Here is a 21,721-nt window from a genome sequence, read left to right as displayed (position 1 = left end):
TTCTCATGAAAACAATAAAACACAACAGAATATTAGGTAGTACTTTCATGGTAATTGCGCTAATATTTGCACAGTCTTGTAAAGAAAAAAACACTCAAACAAGTGTTACAAATACTAAAGCAAACTATACCCAAGTAGCAACAGGACAAATTCATGTTTATGACGAAAATGGCAATGTAGTTTCAGAGTTAAAACCTGGTGATTCGCTTTACGGTCAGGATGCTCATTATTTAAAAGGTAAAAAAATGAGCTTCAAAAAAAATAATGATGGCACAATAACCGATAACAACACAGGATTAATGTGGGAAGAAATTCCAACCACTGAGGGTTTCGATTGGCAAGGCGCCAAGGATTATGTAGAAAATTTAGAATTGGGTGGTTATGATGATTGGAGACTACCAACGGCTAAAGAATTATTTTCTATAAGCGATTTTAGTGAAGGTTGGCCCTATTTAGATACTACTTATTTTTCATTAGTTAATAATGAGCATGTAGATAAAAGTGAACAATATTGGACAGCCAATAAGTACCTTGGCCACACAGAAGAAGGACAATACACTGCTGTTTTTGGTGTTAATCACGCCACAGGACATATAAAAGCATATCCTGGAGAAGCACCTAAAGATAGGAAAGATAGAAAAGGCCCACCGCCAAATAACCAACAACCACGCGGACAAGAAGGTGAGAATAGAAATGAGAATAGACCGCCACCACCTGGCAATGGCGAAAGACCAATGGGTAACCCAATGTTAAAACATGTTAGAGCGGTTAGAGGAAATACCTATGGTGAAAATGATTTTAAAGACAATGGAAATGGCACTATTACTGATAATGCAACAGGATTGATGTGGGCTAAGAATGATAGTGAACAAGGTTTAGATTGGAAAAATGCGCTTTATTATGCCGAAAATTCAGAACTAGCTGGCTATTCCGATTGGCGTTTACCAAATGTAAAGGAATTACAAGGTATCGTAGATTATAATTTTGCACCCGAAGCCAAAGATGCTTCTAAAGATAGAGCTGCAATACATCCGTTATTCAATATTTCTGATATCACTAATGAAAATGGCGATAAAGATTATCCATATTTTTGGACAAGTACTTCCGCCAGATTTCAGAAAGGAAAACCTTATTACTATGCTTGGTATGTAGCATTTGGTAGAGCTGTTAGTCAAAACGGGTTAGATTCTCATGGTGCAGGAGCTGTAAGATTTGACACAAAACACGAAAACGGACCAGCAGGTGAAGGCGGAGAACGTTACTACAATTATGTACGTTTAGTTAGAAATGTAGATTAAATCAACCTCTTAATAATTTAAAAATGAAAAAAAACACAGATTTAGGATTACTAATCCTTAGAATAACAGTAGCAGGTTTAATGCTATTTCACGGTATTGCAAAATTAGGCCATTTAGATGGTATAAAAGGAATGTTAAGTGCCAATGGTTTGCCTGAGTTTATGGCTTATGGTGCTTATATTACAGAGATAGTTGCGCCATTAATTATAATAGTTGGCTATAGAACAAGACTGGCGTCTTTAGTATTTTTTCTAGGCATGCTTTTTATTATATTTCTTGCACATGCCAATGATATTTTTGCAATTTCAGATAAAGGAGCATTTCAAAACGAATTAATTTATTTCTATACATTTGGTTCTGTAGCATTGTTTTTTACAGGAGCTGGAAAATATGCCATATCTTCGAAAAATATTTGGGATTAAAACTCATTTTTATTTATGGATAAAAACAAAAAAATAACGCTATTTTCTCATATACTAGTATGGTTAGTTCTGTTTAGTATTCCGTATATTTTATCGTATGGACAAGAGCAAAATATCAATAGAATAATTGCGCATTTTTGGATTCCTATTCTATTCTATGCTATTATTTTTTATACCAATTATTTTGTTTTAATTGATAAATATTTATTCAAAAAGGAAACCGTTTTATATATACTTATCAATGTCTTAATTATAGCCATTTGTATCACTTTAAAAGAACAAATTGAAAGTACTGTTTTTTCAGATATTCTTAGAAATAAAGATGGTAATGCGCCACCTTTAAAAATGATGATTTACGTACAAATGTTTTCTTATTTGGCACCATTATTATTTTCAATAGCAGTAAAAACAACAAAGCGATGGGTTAAAACCGAAGCAGAGCGAAAGGAAGCTGCCAACTTTAAGTTACAATCAGAGCTACAACATTTACATTATCAGTTACAGCCACATTTCTTTTTTAATTCATTAAACAACATCTATGCGTTGGTAGATATTTCGCCAGAAAGAGCCAAAACATCTATCCACAGCCTGAGTAAATTAATGAGATATATGCTTTATGAAACCAATACCGAAGAAATTTCATTAAGTAAAGAAATAGAATTTATGTCTAAATACATTGAGTTAATGAAACTACGAGTTACTGATAAAACTGTGGTGAATTACAGTTTTCCAAAAGACAGCAATCAAATTAAAATAGCACCTTTATTGTTTATTTCATTAATAGAAAATGCTTTTAAGCATGGTGTATCAGCAAGTCAAGATAGTACAATAGATATTACAATGACTCTTGCAGATGATAAGGTAGTCTTTAAAACAATAAACAATAACTTTCCTAAAAACACTGAAGATAAAAGTGGTTCTGGCATAGGATTAAAAAATTTAGAAAAACGTTTAAATCTGCTATATACAGATAAATATAAATTTAATACTAAGGTAGAAAACAACCTTTTTATTGTAAATTTAGAATTAGAAATCATATAAATTATGAGTAGCTTAAAAATATCTTGTATCGCTGTAGATGATGAGCCTATGGCTTTAAATTTGGTAGAAAGTTATATTGAAAAAACACCGTTTTTAGAACTCAAAGCTAAATGTAGTAGTGCTATTGAAGCAATGCAATTTATTAAAGAACATCCTGTAGACTTACTTTTTTTAGACATACAAATGCCTGATTTAACAGGAATAGAGTTTTCTAAAATGTTACCCAAAGATTCGCGCGTTATTTTTACAACAGCATTTGACCATTATGCTTTAGAGGGCTTTAAAGTAGATGCCATAGATTATTTATTAAAGCCCTTTGATTATGCAGAGTTTTTAGCCGCAGCGAATAAAGCTAATACTTGGTTTGAGTTGGTAAAAGGAAAACGAGAAAGTTTACTCTCTGAAGAAAAAGAATTTCTTTTTGTAAAATCCGAATATAAACAACTTCGTATTAAACTTGCTGATGTCTTATATTTTGAAGGCTTAAAAGATTATATCAAAATTTGGTTAAAAGATAATCCTAAACCTATTTTAACCCTTATGAGTTTAAAATCTTTAGAACAAGAACTACCAAATACGCAGTTTATGCGAGTGCACCGTTCTTTTATTATATCTCTAAATAATATTGATGTTATTGAGCGTAGTCAAATTATAATTAATGACCAACGCATTACTGTATCTGAGCAATACAAGTCAAAATTTCTAGAGTTTATAAATAGTAATTCTCTTTAAAATATTTCGTCTATAGTTTTATTGTATTAAAAGATAGATTTTCTGTGTTAGTATATTGTCTTTCTTATAACGGTTATACAAAGCTATTTTTACTTTTTTAATTTCTAAAATGAAAATATTATGAGAAAAATTGTACTTTCTTTAGCCATCATAATAAGTGTTTCTAGTTGTGATAGTGTAAAAAATGTAAACACATCAAATTTATCTGATGCTGCAACGTTGTTAAGTTCTTTAAGTTCTAATTCAACAGTTCAACAGATTACTACATTATTTGGTTTGTTAGACGCTAATAACGATGAAGCTATTAGTACATCAGAGGCTATAGGCTCTGTTTCAGAAAATTTTAATGTGTTAGATACTGATAATAGTTCTAGCTTAAATCTAACTGAGTTAACTGGGCTGTTAGGTTTATTAAAATAAAATTCATTGTTTAAATCTTAAAAAAAGCATACTAAAAACGGTGTGCTTTTTTGTTTATATCTTAATATGAAATTATTATATCTATAAATATTTCTATTTCGTAGATGAAATTTAATAGAACATCTATTTGCCTTTTTTTCAAAAAATAATGCCCATATCTTTAAACTATAATTGTTAATAGAAGTCTTAAATAACAGTAAGTAAAGTGTAATTAATAATATAAGCATTATGAAAACCTTAATTAAAATATTTGTTTTACCAGCTATACTATTTATGGCGGTTTCAACAGAAATTACAGCTCAAAATAAAAGAAGTTCAGCGACAAAGAAAACAGAAAAAACAGTTGCTACTAAAAAAACAACAACTTTGTCTAATAAAAGAATACCAAGTGCAAGAGTTACTTATAAAAAACCTACAAGAAAGGTTGTTTCTGTAAGGTCTATCCCAAACAGAAAGACAGTAAAACACAAAGGGCAAACCTATTATTATGCAAATAATAAGTTTTATTCGCATTCAAGAGGACGTTTTATCGTTATTGCTCCAAAAGTAGGATTTAGAATTAATGTACTCCCAGAACATTACAGAAGAGTTAGATTTAATTCTCACATATATTTTAATGTGGATGGTACATTTTTTATTGAAGTTGGTGATGAATATGAAGTGGTAGAACCAGAAATCGGTACAATTGTGTATGAATTACCAGATGATTATGAAAAAGTTACTATAGATAACCTAACTTATTATGAATACGGAAACATTTTATACGAAAAAATACAAGTAGATGGCACCAGAGCCTACGAAGTTGTTGGTATTATAGACATGGAATAGACACATTATTTGATTAGATTGATTGGTTGATTGATAGAAAAGGAGGGTAGTTTTTATAATTATTCTCCTTTTTGATTTAGAAAGAATTTATAATACCATTATAATTAATTCTTTTAATTATTCGTAATTTTGAAACTTATGCGATAGAATAAGGATAATGCAAAAGTCAACTGAATAATTATTGTATACACAATTAATTTAATGCAAAATATCACAATAGTATATATAACAATTGCTGCATTTACAGCGCTATTATTAGCGCTGTTTCAGTATTTGTATAAATCGAAATTAAAGTCGAATTTAAAATACCTACTCACAGCATTACGAGTAATTTCAATATTTGGGATTTTATTATTAATCATTAACCCAAAGTTTGAATCCTATATTTACTTTGACGAAAAGCCAACATTAGTGCTTGCAGTTGATAATTCAGAATCAGTTTCTTATTTAAAACAAGCTGATAATGCAAAGCAAATGGTAAATGCATTATTAGATAATTCAGATTTAAACGACCGTTTTAATATTGAAACTTACAGTTTTGGCAAATCCTTATCGTCTTTAGATAGTTTAAATTTTAATGAACGTCAGTCTAATTTAGCATTGGCTCTAAAGCAATTTGGTGAAGTATATGCTAACCAAATAGCACCAATTGTAGTAGTGAGCGACGGAAATCAAACCTACGGTTCAGATTACAGTTATGTGTCTAAAAGTATTAAACAACCTGTTTACCCTGTAATTTTGGGTGATTCTACGGTGTATTCAGATTTAAGTATAAAGCAGCTAAACGTTAATCGCTATGTGTACTTAAAAAATAAATTTCCTGTAGAGGTTATCGCTAATTATAGTGGTACCGAAAGCATAACAACAGAACTGAAAATTTGGTCCGGGAATTCTGTTGTATATAGAAAACAACTGCAGTTAAATGCATCAAAAACTTCCGAAATTATATCTACAGCCTTATTGGCAAATAGTGTTGGTGTAAAAACGTATCGAGTTGAATTGGTGCCTTTAGAAAGTGAAAAAAATAAAATTAATAATTCTAAGAATTTTGGAGTTGAGGTTATAGACCAAAAAACTAATATTGCCTTGGTTTATGATAGAATGCATCCAGATTTAGGTGCACTTAAGAAAGCTATTGAAAGTAATGAACAACGAAGTGTAGAATTAATTAAGCCAAAAGATTATTTAACGCAAGTTAATGATTTTCAATTAGCTATATTGTATCAACCAAACAATACATTTAATTTAGTTTTAAAAGAAATTCAAACTCAGAAAATCAATACGTTTATAATTTCTGGCGAAACGACTAATTGGAATATCTTAAATGAAAGTCAAGATTATTTCAAACAAAAAATAACAAATCAAACCGAAAATTACCAACCAAGTTTAAATAGAAATTACGGAACTTTTATTGTAGAAAATCTAGATTTTAATAGTTTTCCACCTTTAAAATCTGAGTTTGGAACACTTCAAATCTCAGTACCATTTGAAACCTTATTATACAAATCAGTAAACGGAATTACTACTGAAGATGCATTGCTTGCCACATTTGAAGCCGACGGAACAAAACATGCCATTCTAAATGGAGAAGATATTTGGAAATGGCGAGCACAATCATTTTTAAACACCAATAGCTTTAATAATTTTGATGAATTCATTAATAAACTTGTTCAATATTTAAGCTCTAATAAAAAAAGAAAACGTATCAATATTGATTACAAATCGTTTTATAATGGCATTGATGACGTCATAATTTCAGCGCAATATTTTAATAAGAATTTTGAGTTTGATAATTCCGCTTCGCTTAGCATCATTTTAAAAAATAAAAATGACGAGAGTATAAGAGAGGTGCCTCTATTACTTAATAATGGTAATTACACCGTAGATTTAAGTGGTATTAATTCTGGTTTGTATGATTTTACGATAAAACATAATTCAGAATCTGTAGCAACATCTGGAAGTTTTCAAATTTTAGAATATAATGTGGAGCAGCAGTTTTTAAACGCAGACATTACAAAGTTAAAAGCTTTGGCTTATAATAGTGATGGAGAGGCGTACTTTACAAATCAATCGCAATTATTAATAGAACATCTTCTCAAAGATAAACGCTATGCAACTATACAAAAAAGCACTAAAAATATCGTACCTTTGATAGATTGGAAATATCTACTTGGCATTATCGTTTTAAGCCTTTTTGCGGAGTGGTTTATTAGAAAATACAACGGACTAATTTAAGCTAATATATAATAAACATGGAAAAATTACCTAAAGTTGGATTGCCGATTTTAATCGGAATTATAATTCTCGTCATTTTAGTGGCAAAATCAGCAGTAACTATTGGACCTGGAGAAGGTGGTGTTTTATTTGAGCCTTTAGGAGATGGTATAAATACAGAAAGAACTTATGGAGAGGGCTTTCATATTGTAGCACCTTGGAATGATATGATTGTTAAAAAAGTAAGACAGCAGTCTATTTCTGAAAACATGAATGTACTATCTGTAAACGGATTAGATATTACCGTAAGTGGGACTATTTGGTTTGAGCCCGAATATAAGAACCTGGGAAAGTTAATTCAAACTAAAGGTGAAGATTATATAGAAGAATTACTAAATCCTGCCATTAATGCAGCTGCCAAAAGTGTGGTTGGTCGTTACACACCAGAGCAATTATATTCTAGTAAAAGAGATATTATTGAGCTAGAAATCTTAGAAGAAGTTAGAAATGAACTCGATGGACAATTTGTAAACGTTAAACGTGTTTTAGTAGAAAATGTAAAGTTACCTACAACAATAAAAGATGCGATTGAGCGAAAACTAAAGCAAGAGCAAGAGTCTTTAGAGTATGAGTTTAGGCTAGTCACGGCAAAGAAAGAGGCAGAAAAAGTAATCATTGAAGCGCAAGGAAAAGCAGATGCTAATAAAATATTAAGTGCGTCGCTTACAGATAAAATTCTTCAAGATAAAGGTATTGAAGCTACGGTTAAATTATCAGAATCTCCAAATAGTAAAACTATAATTATTGGCTCTGGAGAAAGTGGAATGCCAATTATTTTAGGAAATCAATAAAGAATAAGTTGAAATATTAATTATTTCTTAAAAATGTAAATTTTTTATTTATTAATTAGGATTTCAAAATATTATTTCACAATCTTTGTATTAAGAAACAGAAACATGACATTTATTCAATTACATCATCATTTTCATACTGGCAGTCAAGCGAGGTGAATTTGTATTGAATAATTTCAAGATATATTTTAAAAACCCGTTTGAGAATTTCAAGCGGGTTTTTTATTTATTAAACTCAGAAATTCTTAGACATAAAACAAAAGATTCCTGCTTTCTCAGGAAATATTATGAATAAACTAAAAATTGCAGTTCAAAAATCAGGACGTCTTAATGAAGACTCCATGAGAATTTTAAAAGAAATCGGAATTTCTGTAGACAACGGTAAAGACCAACTTAAAGCGTCGGCACGTAATTTTCCGTTAGAAGTGTTTTACTTAAGAAATGGCGATATTCCTCAATATTTAAGAGACGGCGTGGTAGATGCAGCTATTATTGGAGAAAATGTTTTAATAGAAAAAGGTAAGGATTTAACTATAGTAGAGCGTTTAGGTTTTTCTAAATGTAAAGTGTCTATTGCAGTGCCAAAATCTTCTAAAGCAACGAGTTTAAAGGATTTAGATGGTAAGCGTATTGCAACTTCGTATCCAAATACAGTAAATCAGTTCTTAGATAAAGCTGGTGTTAAAGCAAATTTACACATCATTAATGGTTCTGTAGAAATTGCACCAAATATTGGTTTAGCAGACGGAATTTGCGATATCGTCTCTAGTGGAAGTACCTTATTTAAAAACGGACTCAAAGAAATTGATGTTTTATTAAAGTCCGAAGCGGTTTTAGCAACGTCGCCATTAATTTCTGAAGAAAACCAAACATTAATTGATAAAATTCAATTCCGTTTAAAATCTGTCTTAAAGGGGAGAAATAGTAAATATGTGTTATTAAATGCGCCTAACAATAAGCTTGAAGAAATCATTAACCTATTACCAGGAATGAAAAGCCCAACGGTTTTACCTTTAGCTACTGAAGGTTGGAGTTCTGTACACTCCGTAATTAACAAGAATGATTTTTGGGAAATTATTGATGAATTAAAAGCTAATGGTGCAGAAGGCATCTTAGTTTGCCCAATCGAAAACATGGTACTTTAAAAAAATCCTATAAGGTTTCAAAAACCCAACAGGTATTATTGTTACAATATGAAATTAGTTACAAATCCAGATAAATCAACGTGGTCAGAGTTACTAAAACGACCAACCCAAACCATTGAAGACATTGAAGCCACTGTAAAAACGGTTTTCAATGATATTAAAATCAATGGCGATAATGCTGTTGAGAAATACACATCTAAGTTTGATGGTGTTACACTTCTAAACAATAGCGTAACAGAAGAAGAAATAGCTGAAGCAGCTAGTAAGGTTGACGAAAATCTAAAAACAGCAATTCAATTAGCCAAAGCTAATATTGAAACATTTCACAGCGCGCAAAAAACAGATAGAGTTGAAGTAGAAACTATGTCTGGTGTGGCTTGTTGGCAAGAAAAACGTCCAATTAAAAAAGTTGGATTGTATATTCCTGGTGGTACTGCACCTTTATTTTCAACGGTTTTAATGTTAGCAGTTCCTGCGCAAATTGCAGGTTGTAAAGAGATTGTGTTATGTTCGCCACCAAACAAAGAAGGAAAAATTGCGAACGAAATTTTATATGCTGCACAATTATGTGGTGTTACTAAGATTATAAAAGTAGGAGGAATTCAGGCCATTGCTGCATTGACTTTTGGTACAGAAACCATTCCGCAAGTCTATAAAATATTTGGTCCTGGAAATCAGTTTGTAACGGTTGCAAAACAATTAGCCACGCAATTTGGTGTTGCTATAGATATGCCAGCCGGTCCAAGTGAACTTTTGGTAATGGCAGACGATTCTGCTAATGCGGCTTATGTAGCGTCAGATTTATTGAGTCAGGCGGAACATGGTGCAGATAGCCAAGTGATTTTGGTAACTACGTCTAAGGATTTTGCTGATAATGTTAGTGAGGAAGTTGAAACTCAATTAGAAACTTTACCAAGAAAAGATATGGCTGAGATTTCTATTTCTAATTCTAAAACTATTGTGGTCAATGATTTTGACACCGCTTTAGAATTAATAGACACTTACGGTCCAGAACACTTTATTGTTGCCACTGAAAACGATGATTTCTTTGTTGAAAATATAGGAAATGCTGGTTCTGTCTTTATTGGGAATTATACACCAGAAAGTGCAGGTGATTATGCATCAGGAACCAATCACACCTTGCCAACTAATGGGTTTTCAAAAGCGTATTCAGGAGTGAATTTAGATAGTTTTCAAAAGAGTATGACCTTTCAAAAGATTTCTAAAGAAGGGATTCAAAATATTGGAAATGCTATAGAACTTATGGCAGAAGCAGAAGGGTTGCAAGCACATAAGAATGCGGTAACCTTAAGGCTAAACGATTTAATTAATGAGTAATAGCGTCACTTCGAGTGATTTCGAGGAACGAGAAATTTTAGCGAGAAGCAATTAAAATGAAGGAAAATTTCAACATAAATAATCTCTTAAGGGATAACATAAAAAACATTAAACCTTATTCTTCAGCTAGAGATGAATATAAGGACATTACAGACGGCATGTTGTTTATCGATGCTAATGAAAATCCGTTTAACACCAACGTAAATCGTTATCCAGACCCTCAGCAAGTCAATTTGAAGAGGCAATTAGCTGAATTAAAAGGGGTTTCAGAGAAAAATATTCTTTTAGGAAACGGAAGTGACGAAGTGTTAGACTTAATATTTAGAGCGTTTGGCGAACCAAACAAAGATAAAATCATTACATTACCACCAACGTATGGTATGTATTCCGTATTAGCAAATATTAATGCGGTCGATAATATTGAAATTCAATTAGAACCTAATTTTCAACCCAATACGAATGCAATTTTAGGAGCGGCAAACAATCAAACGAAACTATTATTTTTATGTTCGCCAAATAATCCTACAGCTAATAGTTTTGAAGCGGATAAAATTGAAACATTAATAAATAAGTTTGAAGGCATTGTAGTCATTGATGAAGCGTATATCGATTTTTCAAAAGAAGAAAGTTGGTTGAATCGTTTACAAGAATTTCCGAATTTAATAGTAACACAAACCTTATCTAAAGCTTATGGTTTAGCCGGAATTAGATTAGGAATTTGTTATGCTTCGGAAGTAATTATATCTGTTTTAAACAAAATAAAACCACCATATAATATTAATCAATTGACGCAAGATAAAGCTTCAGAACGATTAAATAATATAGGAGCTATTAAGAAAGAAGTCAGCACAATTTTATCTCAACGCGAAATATTAGCTGAAAAATTAGAAGATATTTCACTTGTAGAAAAGGTTTACTATTCAGATGCTAACTTTTTGTTAGTCAAGGTAGATGATGCCAATAAGCGTTATAATGAATTAGTAGAAAAAGGTATTGTTGTTAGAAATAGAACCACACAAGCCTTATGCGAAAATTGTTTGAGGTTTACCGTTGGAACTGAGGCTGAAAATGAGAAGTTAATCGAAGTATTAAATCAATTATAAAAATGTTTGTCATTCCTGCGCAGGCAGGAATCCAAAATGATAAACTATAAAATTAAAAAAGATTCCTGCTGTAGTTTATCTTGAGCGATAGTCGAAAGGCAGGAATGACAGAAAAAAAATGAGACCAGTATTATTCATAGACAGAGACGGAACACTAATTAAAGAACCTGCAGATGAGCAAATAGATTCTTTTGAAAAATTAGAGTTCTACCCAAAAGTATTTCAATATTTAAGCAAAATCGCTAAAGAATTGAATTTTGAAATCGTGATGATTACCAACCAAGATGGTTTAGGAACAGACGTATATCCTGAAGATACCTTTTGGCCAGTGCATAATTTCGTTTTAAAAACGTTTGAAGGCGAAGGTGTGGTTTTCAAAGAGCAGTTCATTGACAGAACATTTGCAAAAGACAATGCACCAACTAGAAAGCCGAATACAGGTTTGTTAACCAAGTATTTTTCAGAGGACTATGATTTAAAGAATTCATTTGTAATAGGCGACCGTTTAACTGACGTAGAGTTGGCTAAAAACTTAGGTGCAAAAGGCATTTTTATTAATGACAATACCAACTTAGGAACCGACGAAGTTACTGTTAGTAATAATGAATTACAGAACTACATTGCACTAGAAACAAATGATTGGGAAGCCATTTACAAATTTCTAAAAACCACAGAACGAGTGGGTTCTATAGAACGAAACACCAATGAAACTCAGATTAAAATCGACCTAAATTTAGACGGAACCGGAAAAAGCAACATTGATACTGGCATTGCGTTTTTCGACCATATGTTAGACCAAATTTCACGTCATGGTCAGATGGATTTAAACATTAAAGTTGATGGTGATTTAGAAGTAGATGAGCACCACACCATAGAAGATACAGCAATTGCTTTAGGCGAAGTCTTTGCTACAACCTTAGGAAACAAATTAGGAATAGAACGTTACGGTTTCTCTTTACCAATGGACGACTGTCTCGCCCAAGTTGGTATTGACTTTGGAGGAAGAAATTGGTTAGTTTGGGAAGCCGAATTTAAACGCGAAATGATTGGGAAAATGCCAACCGAAATGTTTTATCATTTTTTTAAATCTTTTACTGATGGTGCAAAATGTAATCTCAATATAAAAGTAGAAGGCAATAACGAACATCATAAAATTGAAGCCATTTTTAAAGCCTTTGCAAAAGCGATTAAAATGGCAGTAAAACAAGATGTTGAAAAAATGATTTTACCAAGTACAAAGGGAATGTTGTAAAAAAAAGAGCCCATCCTAACCTTCCCATAGCGAAGGAACTAGAAGCGTTTGAAAATTATGAATAAAGAAGATAAAATTGTTTCAAATAAGAGTAAGAGTTCTTCCCCTTTTGGGAAGCTAGAAGGGGCTTCATCGTCATTAGTAATAATTAATTACGGAGCAGGAAACATTAAAAGCATCCAATTCGCGTTTAAGCGATTAGGTGTAGAAGCTATTTTAAGTAACAATCCAGATGAAATTATTGCTGCAGATAAAGTGATTTTTCCTGGTGTAGGCGAAGCGAGTTCTGCCATGAAAATGCTTAAAGAGAGTGGTTTAGATAAATTAATTCCATCATTAAAACAACCTGTTTTAGGTATTTGTTTAGGTATGCAGTTAATGTGCAAGCATACAGAAGAAGGCGATACTAAAGGCTTGGGCATTTTTAATGCTGAAGTGAAACGATTTTCAAATAAGGTAAAAGTGCCACAAATGGGTTGGAATACCATTTCAAACTTAAAATCTGATTTATTTAAAGATATTAAGGACAATGAGTTTATGTATTTAGTCCATAGTTATTATGTTGAAAATTGTGATGAATCCATTGCAACATCAAATTACGATTTAGAATATGCTTCAGCATTAGAAAATGATAATTTTTATGGCGTTCAGTTTCATCCAGAGAAAAGTGGATTAAAAGGTTCAAAAATTTTACAAAATTTTTTGAATCTTTAAATCCATTCTGAACTTGTTTCAGAATCTTTTGAATATGAAAAAATATTATTGTTACATACTGTCAAATAAAAATAGAACAGTGTTGTATGTTGGTTATACTGATAATATAAAAAGAAGAGTTTTACAGCATAAACAAGGAAATGGAGCTTTATTTACCAAGAAATACAATGTAGCTGATTTAATATTTTATGAAGAATATGATAATTCTAAAGAAGCTAGAGATAGGGAAAGACAGCTAAAGAATTGGCATAAAGAATGGAAATTGAATTTAATAAAGGTTTCGAACCCAAGTTTAAATTCAATAAATATAATATAAAGACCCTGAAACAAGTTCAGGGTTGATTAACAAGTTAATCAATGAGAATAATACCAGCAATAGATATCATAGAAGGAAAGTGCGTACGACTTACAAAAGGCGATTACGACACCAAAAAAATATATAACGAAAATCCATTAGAAGTGGCTAAATCTTTTGAAGATGCAGGTATTGAATATCTTCATGTTGTGGATTTAGATGGTGCAAAAGCAAGTCATATAGTAAATTATAAAGTATTAGAAAGCATTGCTACTAAAACCAATTTGAAGATAGATTTTGGTGGTGGTTTAAAATCTGATGAAGATTTAAAAATTGCATTCAATTCTGGAGCCAATCAAATTACAGGAGGCAGTATCGCCGTGAAGAATCCTGAAGTTTTTCAAAACTGGATTTCAAAATTTGGAGCAGAGCGTATTATACTTGGAGCCGATTGTAATAACGAGAAAATTGCAATTAGCGGATGGCAAGAAGAAAGCACCTTAGAAGTGATTCCTTTTATAAAAGACTATCAAGCTAAAGGGATTCAGTATGTGATTTGTACAGATATTTCAAAGGATGGTATGTTAGAAGGCCCAAGTTTTGAGTTGTATGATAGAATATTAAAACAGAGTAATGTCATTTCGACAGAGCAAAGCGACGAGAAATCTCATAATTTAAAACTAATAGCTTCAGGAGGCATTTCAAATTTTGATGAATTACCTAAACTTAAAGAAATGGGTTGCGAAGGTGTCATCATCGGAAAAGCCATTTACGAGAATAGAATTAGTTTAAAGGAATTAGAGAATTTTATAATTAATAGATAGCTATTAGCTTTTAGGTGTTAGCTATTAGTTAATTGCCAAAAGCCAAAAGCCAAAAGCGAGAATATGCTCACAAAAAGAATAGTACCATGTTTAGACATCAAAAACGGAAGAACCGTTAAAGGTGTCAACTTTGTAGATTTAAGAGATGCAGGCGACCCAGTTGTACTGGCAAAGCAGTATGCAGATTTAGGTGCAGATGAATTGGTGTTTTTAGATATTGCAGCGACTATAGAAAATAGAAGAACCATGCACGATATGGTTTTAAAAGTTGCTGAACAAGTTAATATTCCATTTACAGTTGGTGGAGGAATATCCTCTGTTGAAGATGTAGATGATTTGTTGCATTGTGGTGCAGATAAGGTGTCTATTAATTCGTCTGCAGTAAAACGTCCAGATTTAATTAATGAATTGTCACAAAAATTTGGAAGTCAATGTGTTGTTGTAGCTATTGACGCTAAGCAAGTTGATGGCGAATGGTTAGTACATTTAGCAGGAGGCACCATTCCTACAGACATTAGATTATTCAATTGGGCAAAAGAAGTTGAAGAACGAGGTGCGGGAGAAATACTTTTTACATCAATGAATCATGATGGTACCAAAGCCGGATTTGCAAATGAAGCTTTAGCGCATTTATCTGAATTAGTTAATATTCCTATTATTGCTTCAGGTGGTGCAGGAACTATTCAACATTTTGTAGATACCTTTAAAGATGGTAAGGCAGATGCAGCATTAGCAGCTAGTGTGTTTCATTTTGGAGAAATACCAATATTAGAATTAAAAGAAGAATTAAAACAACAGGGTATTCCTGTTAGATTATAGTTGTCATTCCTGCGCAGGCAGGAATCCAATATAAAATATTAATAAAATAGATACCTGTCGTAGTTTATTTGAGCGATAATTTAAAAGCAGGAATGATAAAAGAATATTATGAACGTAGATTTTAATAAAAGTCCAGACGGTTTAGTACCAGCAGTAATTCAAGATGCAGTAACTAACAAAGTTTTAATGCTAGGTTATATGGATGCTGATGCATTAGAGAAAACTATTGATACTAAGTTGGTCACTTTTTTCAGCAGGTCTAAACAGCGACTATGGACAAAAGGCGAGGAGAGTGGTAATGTTTTAAATCTAGTAGATATAAAGTTAGATTGCGACAGCGATGCTTTATTAGTAAGAGCAAGTCCAGCAGGTCCAACATGTCATAAAGGAACAGATACTTGTTGGAATGAAAGCAATACTCAAACTTATGGTTTTATTTCAGAACTAGAGGAAACGATTGCTTCTCGAATAAAAGCTGGTAACTCTGAAAAATCTTATGTGGCTTCTTTGTTTGAAAAAGGAATTAATAAGATTGCGCAAAAAGTAGGCGAGGAAGCTGTAGAAGTGGTGATTGAAGCTAAAGATAATAATGATGATTTGTTTTTAGAGGAAAGTGCAGATTTATTCTTTCACTATTTAATGTTACTTCAAGCAAAAGGTTTTAAGATAAATGATGTTGTTGAAGTATTAAAAGGTAGGGGTTAATTTTTATAGAAACCATATTATAGCTTTAATAATTAATTTAATGAAGTAAGTTCAGTTTAATATCTATTGGTATATTAAGTTTTTGATTATTAGTTTCTTATCAATTATTGCTTATTAATTTAATAAAGAGGGATTTCTAAAGTAATTATGTTCATTAAAATATGCTAACGGTTAAACAAAATTGGTTTAAGTATCTGAAATTTAGATACTAAGCATTTTTTTGTAAATCTCAATATCTCCGTTTATCGATAAAATATGCTTTTTATCGGATTTATATGGATTTAAACGATTTTTTATTTTTTTTAATCGATAAATTATGCGTTTCATCGATTTTTCGTAAGGTTCTTCTAAATTTGTATTTATAATTTAACATAAATCAAAAACCCTAATCTTATGAATTTTTTTAAATCTACTTTATTATTACTATTTGCGTTATTCTTAACAAGCGCATCTAATGCTCAAGTAAATTATACGTACACTCTTGCAGGCGGATGGTCTCCGAGTAATCCTATTGGAATTTCAACATCTATTGATGAAATTGAAATTGAATCTGGTGTTGTAAACATTAATGCAAACACTATTTGTGCAAGCCTAACTGTAAACGAAGGTGCTACCGTATTTTTGCGTTCAGGATATACTTTAACTGGTAATGTAGAGCTTTACTCTACATCTACAGAATTTGCTAGTTTTATATCTAACGGAACAATAGTTGGATTGGTAAGATATTATAGACATGTTGAGCAAGTTGCTCCTATTGGAACAAATGACTTAATTGCATCTCCATTGTCTGGTCAATTGTTTTCAACGTTTCATGTAGACAATTTAAACTTACCAGCATCAGGTACATTGAGAGCATTTGCGCCATTTAACACATCAACAGGTGCTTATGAAAATTACGATATTGTAACTAATGCAGCTACAGTAATAGAGTCTGGACAAGGTTTTAGAACTGCAACTACAGACGATAGCGAATTGGTGTTTACAGGAACTGTAAGGAATGATAATGTTTTAGATATTCCTATTACAAAAAATGCAACAAATAACGGATGGAACCTTATTGGAAATCCATATCCATCATACATTGATTTTGCGCTATTTTTTGAAATAAATGAAGATCAATTTGATGCTGGTGGAGCACAAGCAATCTATGGATATGATGGTGATGCATCAGATGGTTGGGTAATTTGGAATCAGGCTGTAATAGATAATCCAGATGTTCCAGAATTTATTGCTCCTGGTCAAGCATTTTTTGTTAAGTCTAAGCCAGGTGGAGGTTTAATTGATTTTACTTTGGCAATGCGTTCTGTTGGCCAAGGTGATGATTTCATTGCTGGACGTTCAGAAACAACAGGTCCTCATCATGGACATATTAAATTAAATTCTAGTGCTGCAGGTTCTAGTTTTGATACCGATTTTTACTTTAATGATAATGCCACTTGTGGTTTTGATCCAGGATATGATTCAGGTATTTATGGATCAACGCCTCCAGCATTTTCTTTATACTCTAATTTAATTGAAGAGAATTCTGGTGTAGCTCTTGCTATACAAGCAATGGATCCACCTTCAATGGATAATTCAGTTATATCTTTAGGTGTTCATGCAACACAAGGGCAAGAAGTTACTTTTAGTATTACAGAAACAGATATGCCAACAAATATTAATATTTATTTAGAAGATAATGAATTAAGCACATCTACATTATTAAATTCTAATGACTATATATTTACTGCAGCATCAGATATTTCAGGAACGGGTCGTTTTTATTTAAGATTTGAAAACCAAGCATTAAGTATTATAGATGATAATACTACTGAATTTGATACTATTAGTATTATTTCTAATCTAAAGAATGACACTATTGAAATCAATGGACAGTTAAACGGTGATACCATGGCAGAATTATACGATATTAATGGTCGCCTTATTTTAGAAAGTGCACTGAACACTAAAAGCACTACTCAAATTTTAGATGTACAGTATTTAATACCTGGTGTTTATGTAATGGCATTAAATGGAAATAATTCAAACCAAAAACGTACAGAAAAATTAATAATTAAATAGCCCCAAATTAATACTCTGTTGAAACTATCATAGTCTTAGGATTATGGTAGTTTTTTTATTGAATAATGTTTAGCAATATTTTTGCATTCTTCTTTAAAATAGCGTTCTTGTCAGTATGTTTAATCAACGTTATTATTACCTTATAAAAATTCAATATTTAGGCTATCGTTTTCATGGTTGGCAGAAACAGCCAGATGTAAAAACGGTACATCTAATGATAGATAGAACCCTTAAATATATTTTAAAGGATATAAGGTTTAAAACTTTAGGAGCAGGTAGAACAGATGCTATGGTTTCTGCAAATGAAGCTGCCTTAGAATTATTTATTTATAATAAACCTATAGAAGATTTTGATGAATTTTTAGAAGTGTTTAATCATAATTTACCACAAGATATAAGGGCCTTGTCTATTAAAGAAGTTGATAATAAATTTAATGTTATTCAAGATTCTAAGCTTAAAGAATATCATTATGTATTTTCAGAAGGTCAAAAAAATCATCCATTTTGCGCACCTATTTTAACTACTATATTAGAACCACTCAATGTAGATTTAATGAAAAAAGGAGCCAAGTTGTTTGAGGGTGCTCATAATTTTAAAACTTATTGTTATAGAGCTACGGATAAAGGTGAATATTTTAGAACAATTGAAGCTTCAGAAATTGTTGATAACACTATTTATACTGCCAATTTTTTTCCAGAAAAATCTTATGTATTTAAGGTTAAAGGAAAAGGATTTATGCGGAATCAAATTAGATTAATGTTTGGCTGTTTAATTAAATTAGGTAGAGGAGAGGTTACATTAGATTATATTGAGGACACTTTGAAATTTGAAAGTACAGAGGTGATGGACTACATAGCACCAGCATCTGGTTTAATTTTACATTCATTAGATTTTCAATAAAAAAAGGTATTAGCAGAACTAATACCTTTTTAATTTTTGGTTGGTTAAGTAATTTTCTTACTAAAAGAAAAATAATTAATTTTTAAATATAAAATATTTATAAGTTAATTAGCTAATATTGTAACTAATAAATATTGAATATTAAAAATTTGTGTTAATTATTGGTTCTTTTTAAAAGAAAAAGTAATTGTAATTAATCCGCAACGTGGAGTTTTGGTTCTTTGTTAACAAATTTACCATCCACAGATTCACCTAAAATAATAACTTCTTTAGAGCGTTCGTACATTTTTATTGCACGATGCATCTGTAATTTAGTACCACTGTAAAGTTTTACACCTGTTTTTGAGCCTTTGTTTCTGATTTCAATATAGTAACCATCCTTTAATTTAGTTGGTCTAGTTGCTGGTCTACCCATAAATATTATCTGTTTTAAAAAGTAGTGCATAATAGCAAAAATTAAATCAACTCACAAGTTTATTTAACTTCAGTTATTAATGAGATATTCACTTTTATTTTTTTTTGTTAAAAACAGACTTATTGCTGCTTAATAAAAACAATCGTATTGTAATGAAAATTCAAAAAAATAATTGGTTTAATTTTAAGAAATTATAATTTTTTTAACAATTGCTAGTTCAAAATTAATTCTGAAGAATTTTGAAAAGAGCTAAGACTAATTGTAAAAGAGCAAAGCCTTGACTTCTATAATTTAGAAATTTGTAATGTACCGTTTTAGGCAAATTAATTAATGCTTTACGGACAATAGTTTTAATAAAAAATGCAATTATGAAAGAACAATTTAATAGAGCACTTGGCAATTTAGTAGATAAATTAATAGGATGGTTTAATACCATTATAGAGAGTATACCTAATTTAGTTTTAGCCATTTTAGTAATGGTAACAACTTACTTTGCAGCTAAATATATTAGTAGGTTAGTTGGTAAACTAATTGATAAAAAAGTAGAGCAGGCCTCAATTAAGAGCGCAATAAGTAGAGTAAGTTCAGTAGTTGTAGTAGCTTTAGGGTTATTTGTTGCACTAGGTGTATTAAACTTAGGTAAAGCGTTAACGTCATTATTAGCTGGTGCTGGTGTGGTTGGTTTAGCCATTGGTTTAGCATTACAAGGTACTTTAGCAAATACATTTGCGGGTCTTATATTGTCTTTTAGAAAGAAAATACAAATTGGTCATTGGGTAGAAACAACTGGTTACTCTGGTGAAGTTATGGATATAAATCTAAAAGATTTTACTCTAAAAGAGTCTGATAATAATATTGTTATCATTCCAAATAAGACCATTTTAGACAATCCATTAAAAAACTATTCTCTAACTACTAGAATGAGAATATTTTTAGAGTGTGGTGTAGGTTATGAGTCCGATTTAGAAAAAGTTGAACAACTTACTAAACAAGTAATAGCAGATACTTTTGATCAGGTAAAGTCTCCAGATGATGTAGAGTTTTACTACACAGAATTTGGAGGAAGTTCTATAAATTATCTATGTAGATTTTGGATTGATGCCGAAAGTATGTTAGCAAAATTAAGAGCAAAAACAACAGCAATAATTGAAATTAAAAAAGCGTATGATAAGGAAGGTATTAATATTCCTTTCCCAATTAGAACCTTACAATTCGATAATAAGTTAGATGTAAAAGCGCCAGATTTTAAGGAAGTATACTCTAACAACTAATCATATTTGAGACAAAGAAATTCTAGAGCGTTGAAACTCTCAGTATAATAGCAAAATAAATATATTATATCGTAAGGATATTTAAAGTATAATTTTAAAACCAAGAAAGATGAAAAAAATAAGTTATTTATTTATAGCCTTATTCAGTTTAAGTTTATTAACCACCAGTTGTAGAGAACAAAAAACTACTGAAGAAAAAATTGAGGAGGCAGTAGACGATACGGGAGATGCAATTGAAGATGCAGTAGATGACGTTTCAGATGAAGTTGAAGATGCTGTTGATGATACCAAATAATAACATTTAGAATATTTAGTATTACATAGAAGCCATCATTAAGATGGCTTTTTATATTTTTATAAAATTAAGATAAAACACTTATTAATTCTTATGACTAATACCGTACCAAAAGAAATATTCACGTTTTTTAAAAAGCTTGAAAAGAATAATAATCGCGATTGGTTCAATGAGCATAAACCAGAGTTTAAAGCCATAGAGGTAAAAGCTAAAGCTGCCTATAATTATTTGGGAGAATTAATGGCTACCCACGATCAAATTGAGAAAATCAAGATATTTAGAATTTATAGAGATGTCCGGTTTTCAAAAAATAAATTACCTTATAAAACACATTTTGGTGGTTCTTACAGCAGAAAAAAACCAGAATTAAGAGGTGGCTATTATTTGCATATTCAGCCTAATAATGAATCTTTTATAGCAACAGGCTTTTGGAACCCAAATAAAGAAGATTTATTACGTATTAGAAAAGAATTTGAAATGGATGATAGTGAAATGCGAGATATTTTAAATGATAAAACATTTAAAGAAACTTGGGGAAGCTTTACAGGGGATGAATTAAAAACAGCTCCAAAAGGGTTTAACAAAGAGCATTCTGCTATAGATTTAATTAGAAGAAAACAATATATATTTCTAAAAAAGTATTCTGATAAAGAGGTGTTAGAAGATGATTTTTTAAATAATGTAAACGAAGCCTTTATAAAAATAAGACCATTTTTTAATTATATGAGTGATGTACTTACCACAAATCTAAATGGTGAATCTTTGTTATAACCTTAC

The 21,721-nt window shown here is 31.1% G+C and carries 23 protein-coding genes; 22 read left to right on the top strand and 1 reads right to left on the bottom strand.

Features of this window, described 5'->3' with window-relative positions; genetic code table 11:
• Positions 1 to 5: 5 nt before the first annotated feature.
• From GN138_RS01760 to GN138_RS01670, 19 genes are all read left to right on the top strand, one after another.
• Complete coding sequence (locus GN138_RS01760) at positions 6 to 1,298, top strand: Lcl C-terminal domain-containing protein (protein WP_157361594.1); 1,293 nt, start codon at positions 6 to 8, stop codon at positions 1,296 to 1,298.
• 23 nt (positions 1,299 to 1,321) lie between these two features.
• Positions 1,322 to 1,720: a DoxX family protein gene (locus tag GN138_RS01755; protein ID WP_157361593.1), complete on the top strand. Its 399-nt coding sequence runs from the start codon at positions 1,322 to 1,324 to the stop codon at positions 1,718 to 1,720.
• 15 nt (positions 1,721 to 1,735) lie between these two features.
• A complete protein-coding gene (locus GN138_RS01750) occupies positions 1,736 to 2,761 on the top strand; it encodes a sensor histidine kinase (RefSeq protein ID WP_157361592.1) in 1,026 nt (341 codons plus the stop codon).
• Positions 2,762 to 2,764: 3 nt separating this feature from the next.
• Positions 2,765 to 3,493 (top strand): LytR/AlgR family response regulator transcription factor, encoded by a 729-nt coding sequence (locus GN138_RS01745; RefSeq protein ID WP_157361591.1) that lies wholly within the window; start codon positions 2,765 to 2,767, stop codon positions 3,491 to 3,493.
• 120 nt (positions 3,494 to 3,613) lie between these two features.
• Positions 3,614 to 3,913 (top strand): hypothetical protein, encoded by a 300-nt coding sequence (locus GN138_RS01740; protein ID WP_157361590.1) that lies wholly within the window; start codon positions 3,614 to 3,616, stop codon positions 3,911 to 3,913.
• Positions 3,914 to 4,141: 228 nt separating this feature from the next.
• Positions 4,142 to 4,741, top strand: coding sequence for a DUF6515 family protein (locus GN138_RS01735; protein ID WP_157361589.1), 600 nt, complete (start codon positions 4,142 to 4,144; stop codon positions 4,739 to 4,741).
• A gap of 201 nt (positions 4,742 to 4,942) precedes the next feature.
• Positions 4,943 to 6,976, top strand: coding sequence for a vWA domain-containing protein (locus GN138_RS01730; RefSeq protein ID WP_157361588.1), 2,034 nt, complete (start codon positions 4,943 to 4,945; stop codon positions 6,974 to 6,976).
• Positions 6,977 to 6,993: 17 nt separating this feature from the next.
• Positions 6,994 to 7,806, top strand: coding sequence for a prohibitin family protein (locus GN138_RS01725; protein WP_157361587.1), 813 nt, complete (start codon positions 6,994 to 6,996; stop codon positions 7,804 to 7,806).
• 287 nt (positions 7,807 to 8,093) lie between these two features.
• A complete protein-coding gene (gene hisG, locus GN138_RS01720; protein ID WP_157361586.1) occupies positions 8,094 to 8,951 on the top strand; it encodes an ATP phosphoribosyltransferase in 858 nt (285 codons plus the stop codon).
• Positions 8,952 to 8,999: 48 nt separating this feature from the next.
• The gene (gene hisD / locus GN138_RS01715; RefSeq protein ID WP_157361585.1) at positions 9,000 to 10,289 is read left to right on the top strand and encodes a histidinol dehydrogenase; all 1,290 of its coding nucleotides are present in this window, start codon (positions 9,000 to 9,002) and stop codon (positions 10,287 to 10,289) included.
• Positions 10,290 to 10,345: 56 nt separating this feature from the next.
• Entirely contained in the window at positions 10,346 to 11,392 is a 1,047-nt protein-coding gene (hisC, locus tag GN138_RS01710) for a histidinol-phosphate transaminase (protein ID WP_157361584.1), read from the top strand.
• 118 nt (positions 11,393 to 11,510) lie between these two features.
• Entirely contained in the window at positions 11,511 to 12,644 is a 1,134-nt protein-coding gene (gene hisB, locus GN138_RS01705) for a bifunctional histidinol-phosphatase/imidazoleglycerol-phosphate dehydratase HisB (protein WP_157361583.1), read from the top strand.
• Between the two features lie 57 nt (positions 12,645 to 12,701).
• The gene (hisH, locus tag GN138_RS01700) at positions 12,702 to 13,358 is read left to right on the top strand and encodes an imidazole glycerol phosphate synthase subunit HisH (RefSeq protein WP_157361582.1); all 657 of its coding nucleotides are present in this window, start codon (positions 12,702 to 12,704) and stop codon (positions 13,356 to 13,358) included.
• 34 nt (positions 13,359 to 13,392) lie between these two features.
• Positions 13,393 to 13,674 (top strand): GIY-YIG nuclease family protein, encoded by a 282-nt coding sequence (locus GN138_RS01695; protein ID WP_157361581.1) that lies wholly within the window; start codon positions 13,393 to 13,395, stop codon positions 13,672 to 13,674.
• 41 nt (positions 13,675 to 13,715) lie between these two features.
• Entirely contained in the window at positions 13,716 to 14,477 is a 762-nt protein-coding gene (hisA, locus tag GN138_RS01690) for a 1-(5-phosphoribosyl)-5-[(5-phosphoribosylamino)methylideneamino]imidazole-4-carboxamide isomerase (RefSeq protein WP_157361580.1), read from the top strand.
• Positions 14,478 to 14,540: 63 nt separating this feature from the next.
• Positions 14,541 to 15,296: an imidazole glycerol phosphate synthase subunit HisF gene (gene hisF / locus GN138_RS01685; protein WP_157361579.1), complete on the top strand. Its 756-nt coding sequence runs from the start codon at positions 14,541 to 14,543 to the stop codon at positions 15,294 to 15,296.
• Between the two features lie 108 nt (positions 15,297 to 15,404).
• Positions 15,405 to 16,001 carry a bifunctional phosphoribosyl-AMP cyclohydrolase/phosphoribosyl-ATP diphosphatase HisIE gene (gene hisIE / locus GN138_RS01680; protein ID WP_157361578.1) on the top strand — a complete coding sequence of 199 codons (597 nt, stop codon included), beginning with the start codon at positions 15,405 to 15,407 and terminating at the stop codon, positions 15,999 to 16,001.
• Between the two features lie 393 nt (positions 16,002 to 16,394).
• Positions 16,395 to 18,062: a T9SS type A sorting domain-containing protein gene (locus GN138_RS01675; RefSeq protein WP_157361577.1), complete on the top strand. Its 1,668-nt coding sequence runs from the start codon at positions 16,395 to 16,397 to the stop codon at positions 18,060 to 18,062.
• A gap of 115 nt (positions 18,063 to 18,177) precedes the next feature.
• Positions 18,178 to 18,963: a tRNA pseudouridine synthase A gene (locus tag GN138_RS01670; RefSeq protein ID WP_157361576.1), complete on the top strand. Its 786-nt coding sequence runs from the start codon at positions 18,178 to 18,180 to the stop codon at positions 18,961 to 18,963.
• 193 nt (positions 18,964 to 19,156) lie between these two features.
• On the opposite strand, the gene GN138_RS01665 is transcribed toward GN138_RS01670, so the two are convergent.
• Positions 19,157 to 19,378, bottom strand: a complete 222-nt coding sequence (locus tag GN138_RS01665; protein WP_157362628.1) for a hypothetical protein — start codon at positions 19,376 to 19,378, stop codon at positions 19,157 to 19,159.
• A gap of 368 nt (positions 19,379 to 19,746) precedes the next feature.
• Here GN138_RS01665 and GN138_RS01660 point away from each other — a divergent pair, with 368 nt between their 5' ends.
• From GN138_RS01660 to GN138_RS01650, 3 genes are all read left to right on the top strand, one after another.
• Positions 19,747 to 20,649: a mechanosensitive ion channel family protein gene (locus GN138_RS01660; RefSeq protein ID WP_157361575.1), complete on the top strand. Its 903-nt coding sequence runs from the start codon at positions 19,747 to 19,749 to the stop codon at positions 20,647 to 20,649.
• 109 nt (positions 20,650 to 20,758) lie between these two features.
• Positions 20,759 to 20,944 (top strand): hypothetical protein, encoded by a 186-nt coding sequence (locus tag GN138_RS01655; protein WP_157361574.1) that lies wholly within the window; start codon positions 20,759 to 20,761, stop codon positions 20,942 to 20,944.
• A gap of 93 nt (positions 20,945 to 21,037) precedes the next feature.
• The gene (locus GN138_RS01650) at positions 21,038 to 21,715 is read left to right on the top strand and encodes a DUF2461 domain-containing protein (RefSeq protein WP_157361573.1); all 678 of its coding nucleotides are present in this window, start codon (positions 21,038 to 21,040) and stop codon (positions 21,713 to 21,715) included.
• Positions 21,716 to 21,721: the final 6 nt, after the last annotated feature.

The organism is Winogradskyella endarachnes (genome assembly GCF_009741275.1).
GTDB classification, from domain to species: domain Bacteria; phylum Bacteroidota; class Bacteroidia; order Flavobacteriales; family Flavobacteriaceae; genus Winogradskyella; species Winogradskyella endarachnes.
The sequence above is the reverse complement of the archived record's forward strand: the minus strand, read 5'-3'. Positions and strand labels throughout refer to the sequence as shown.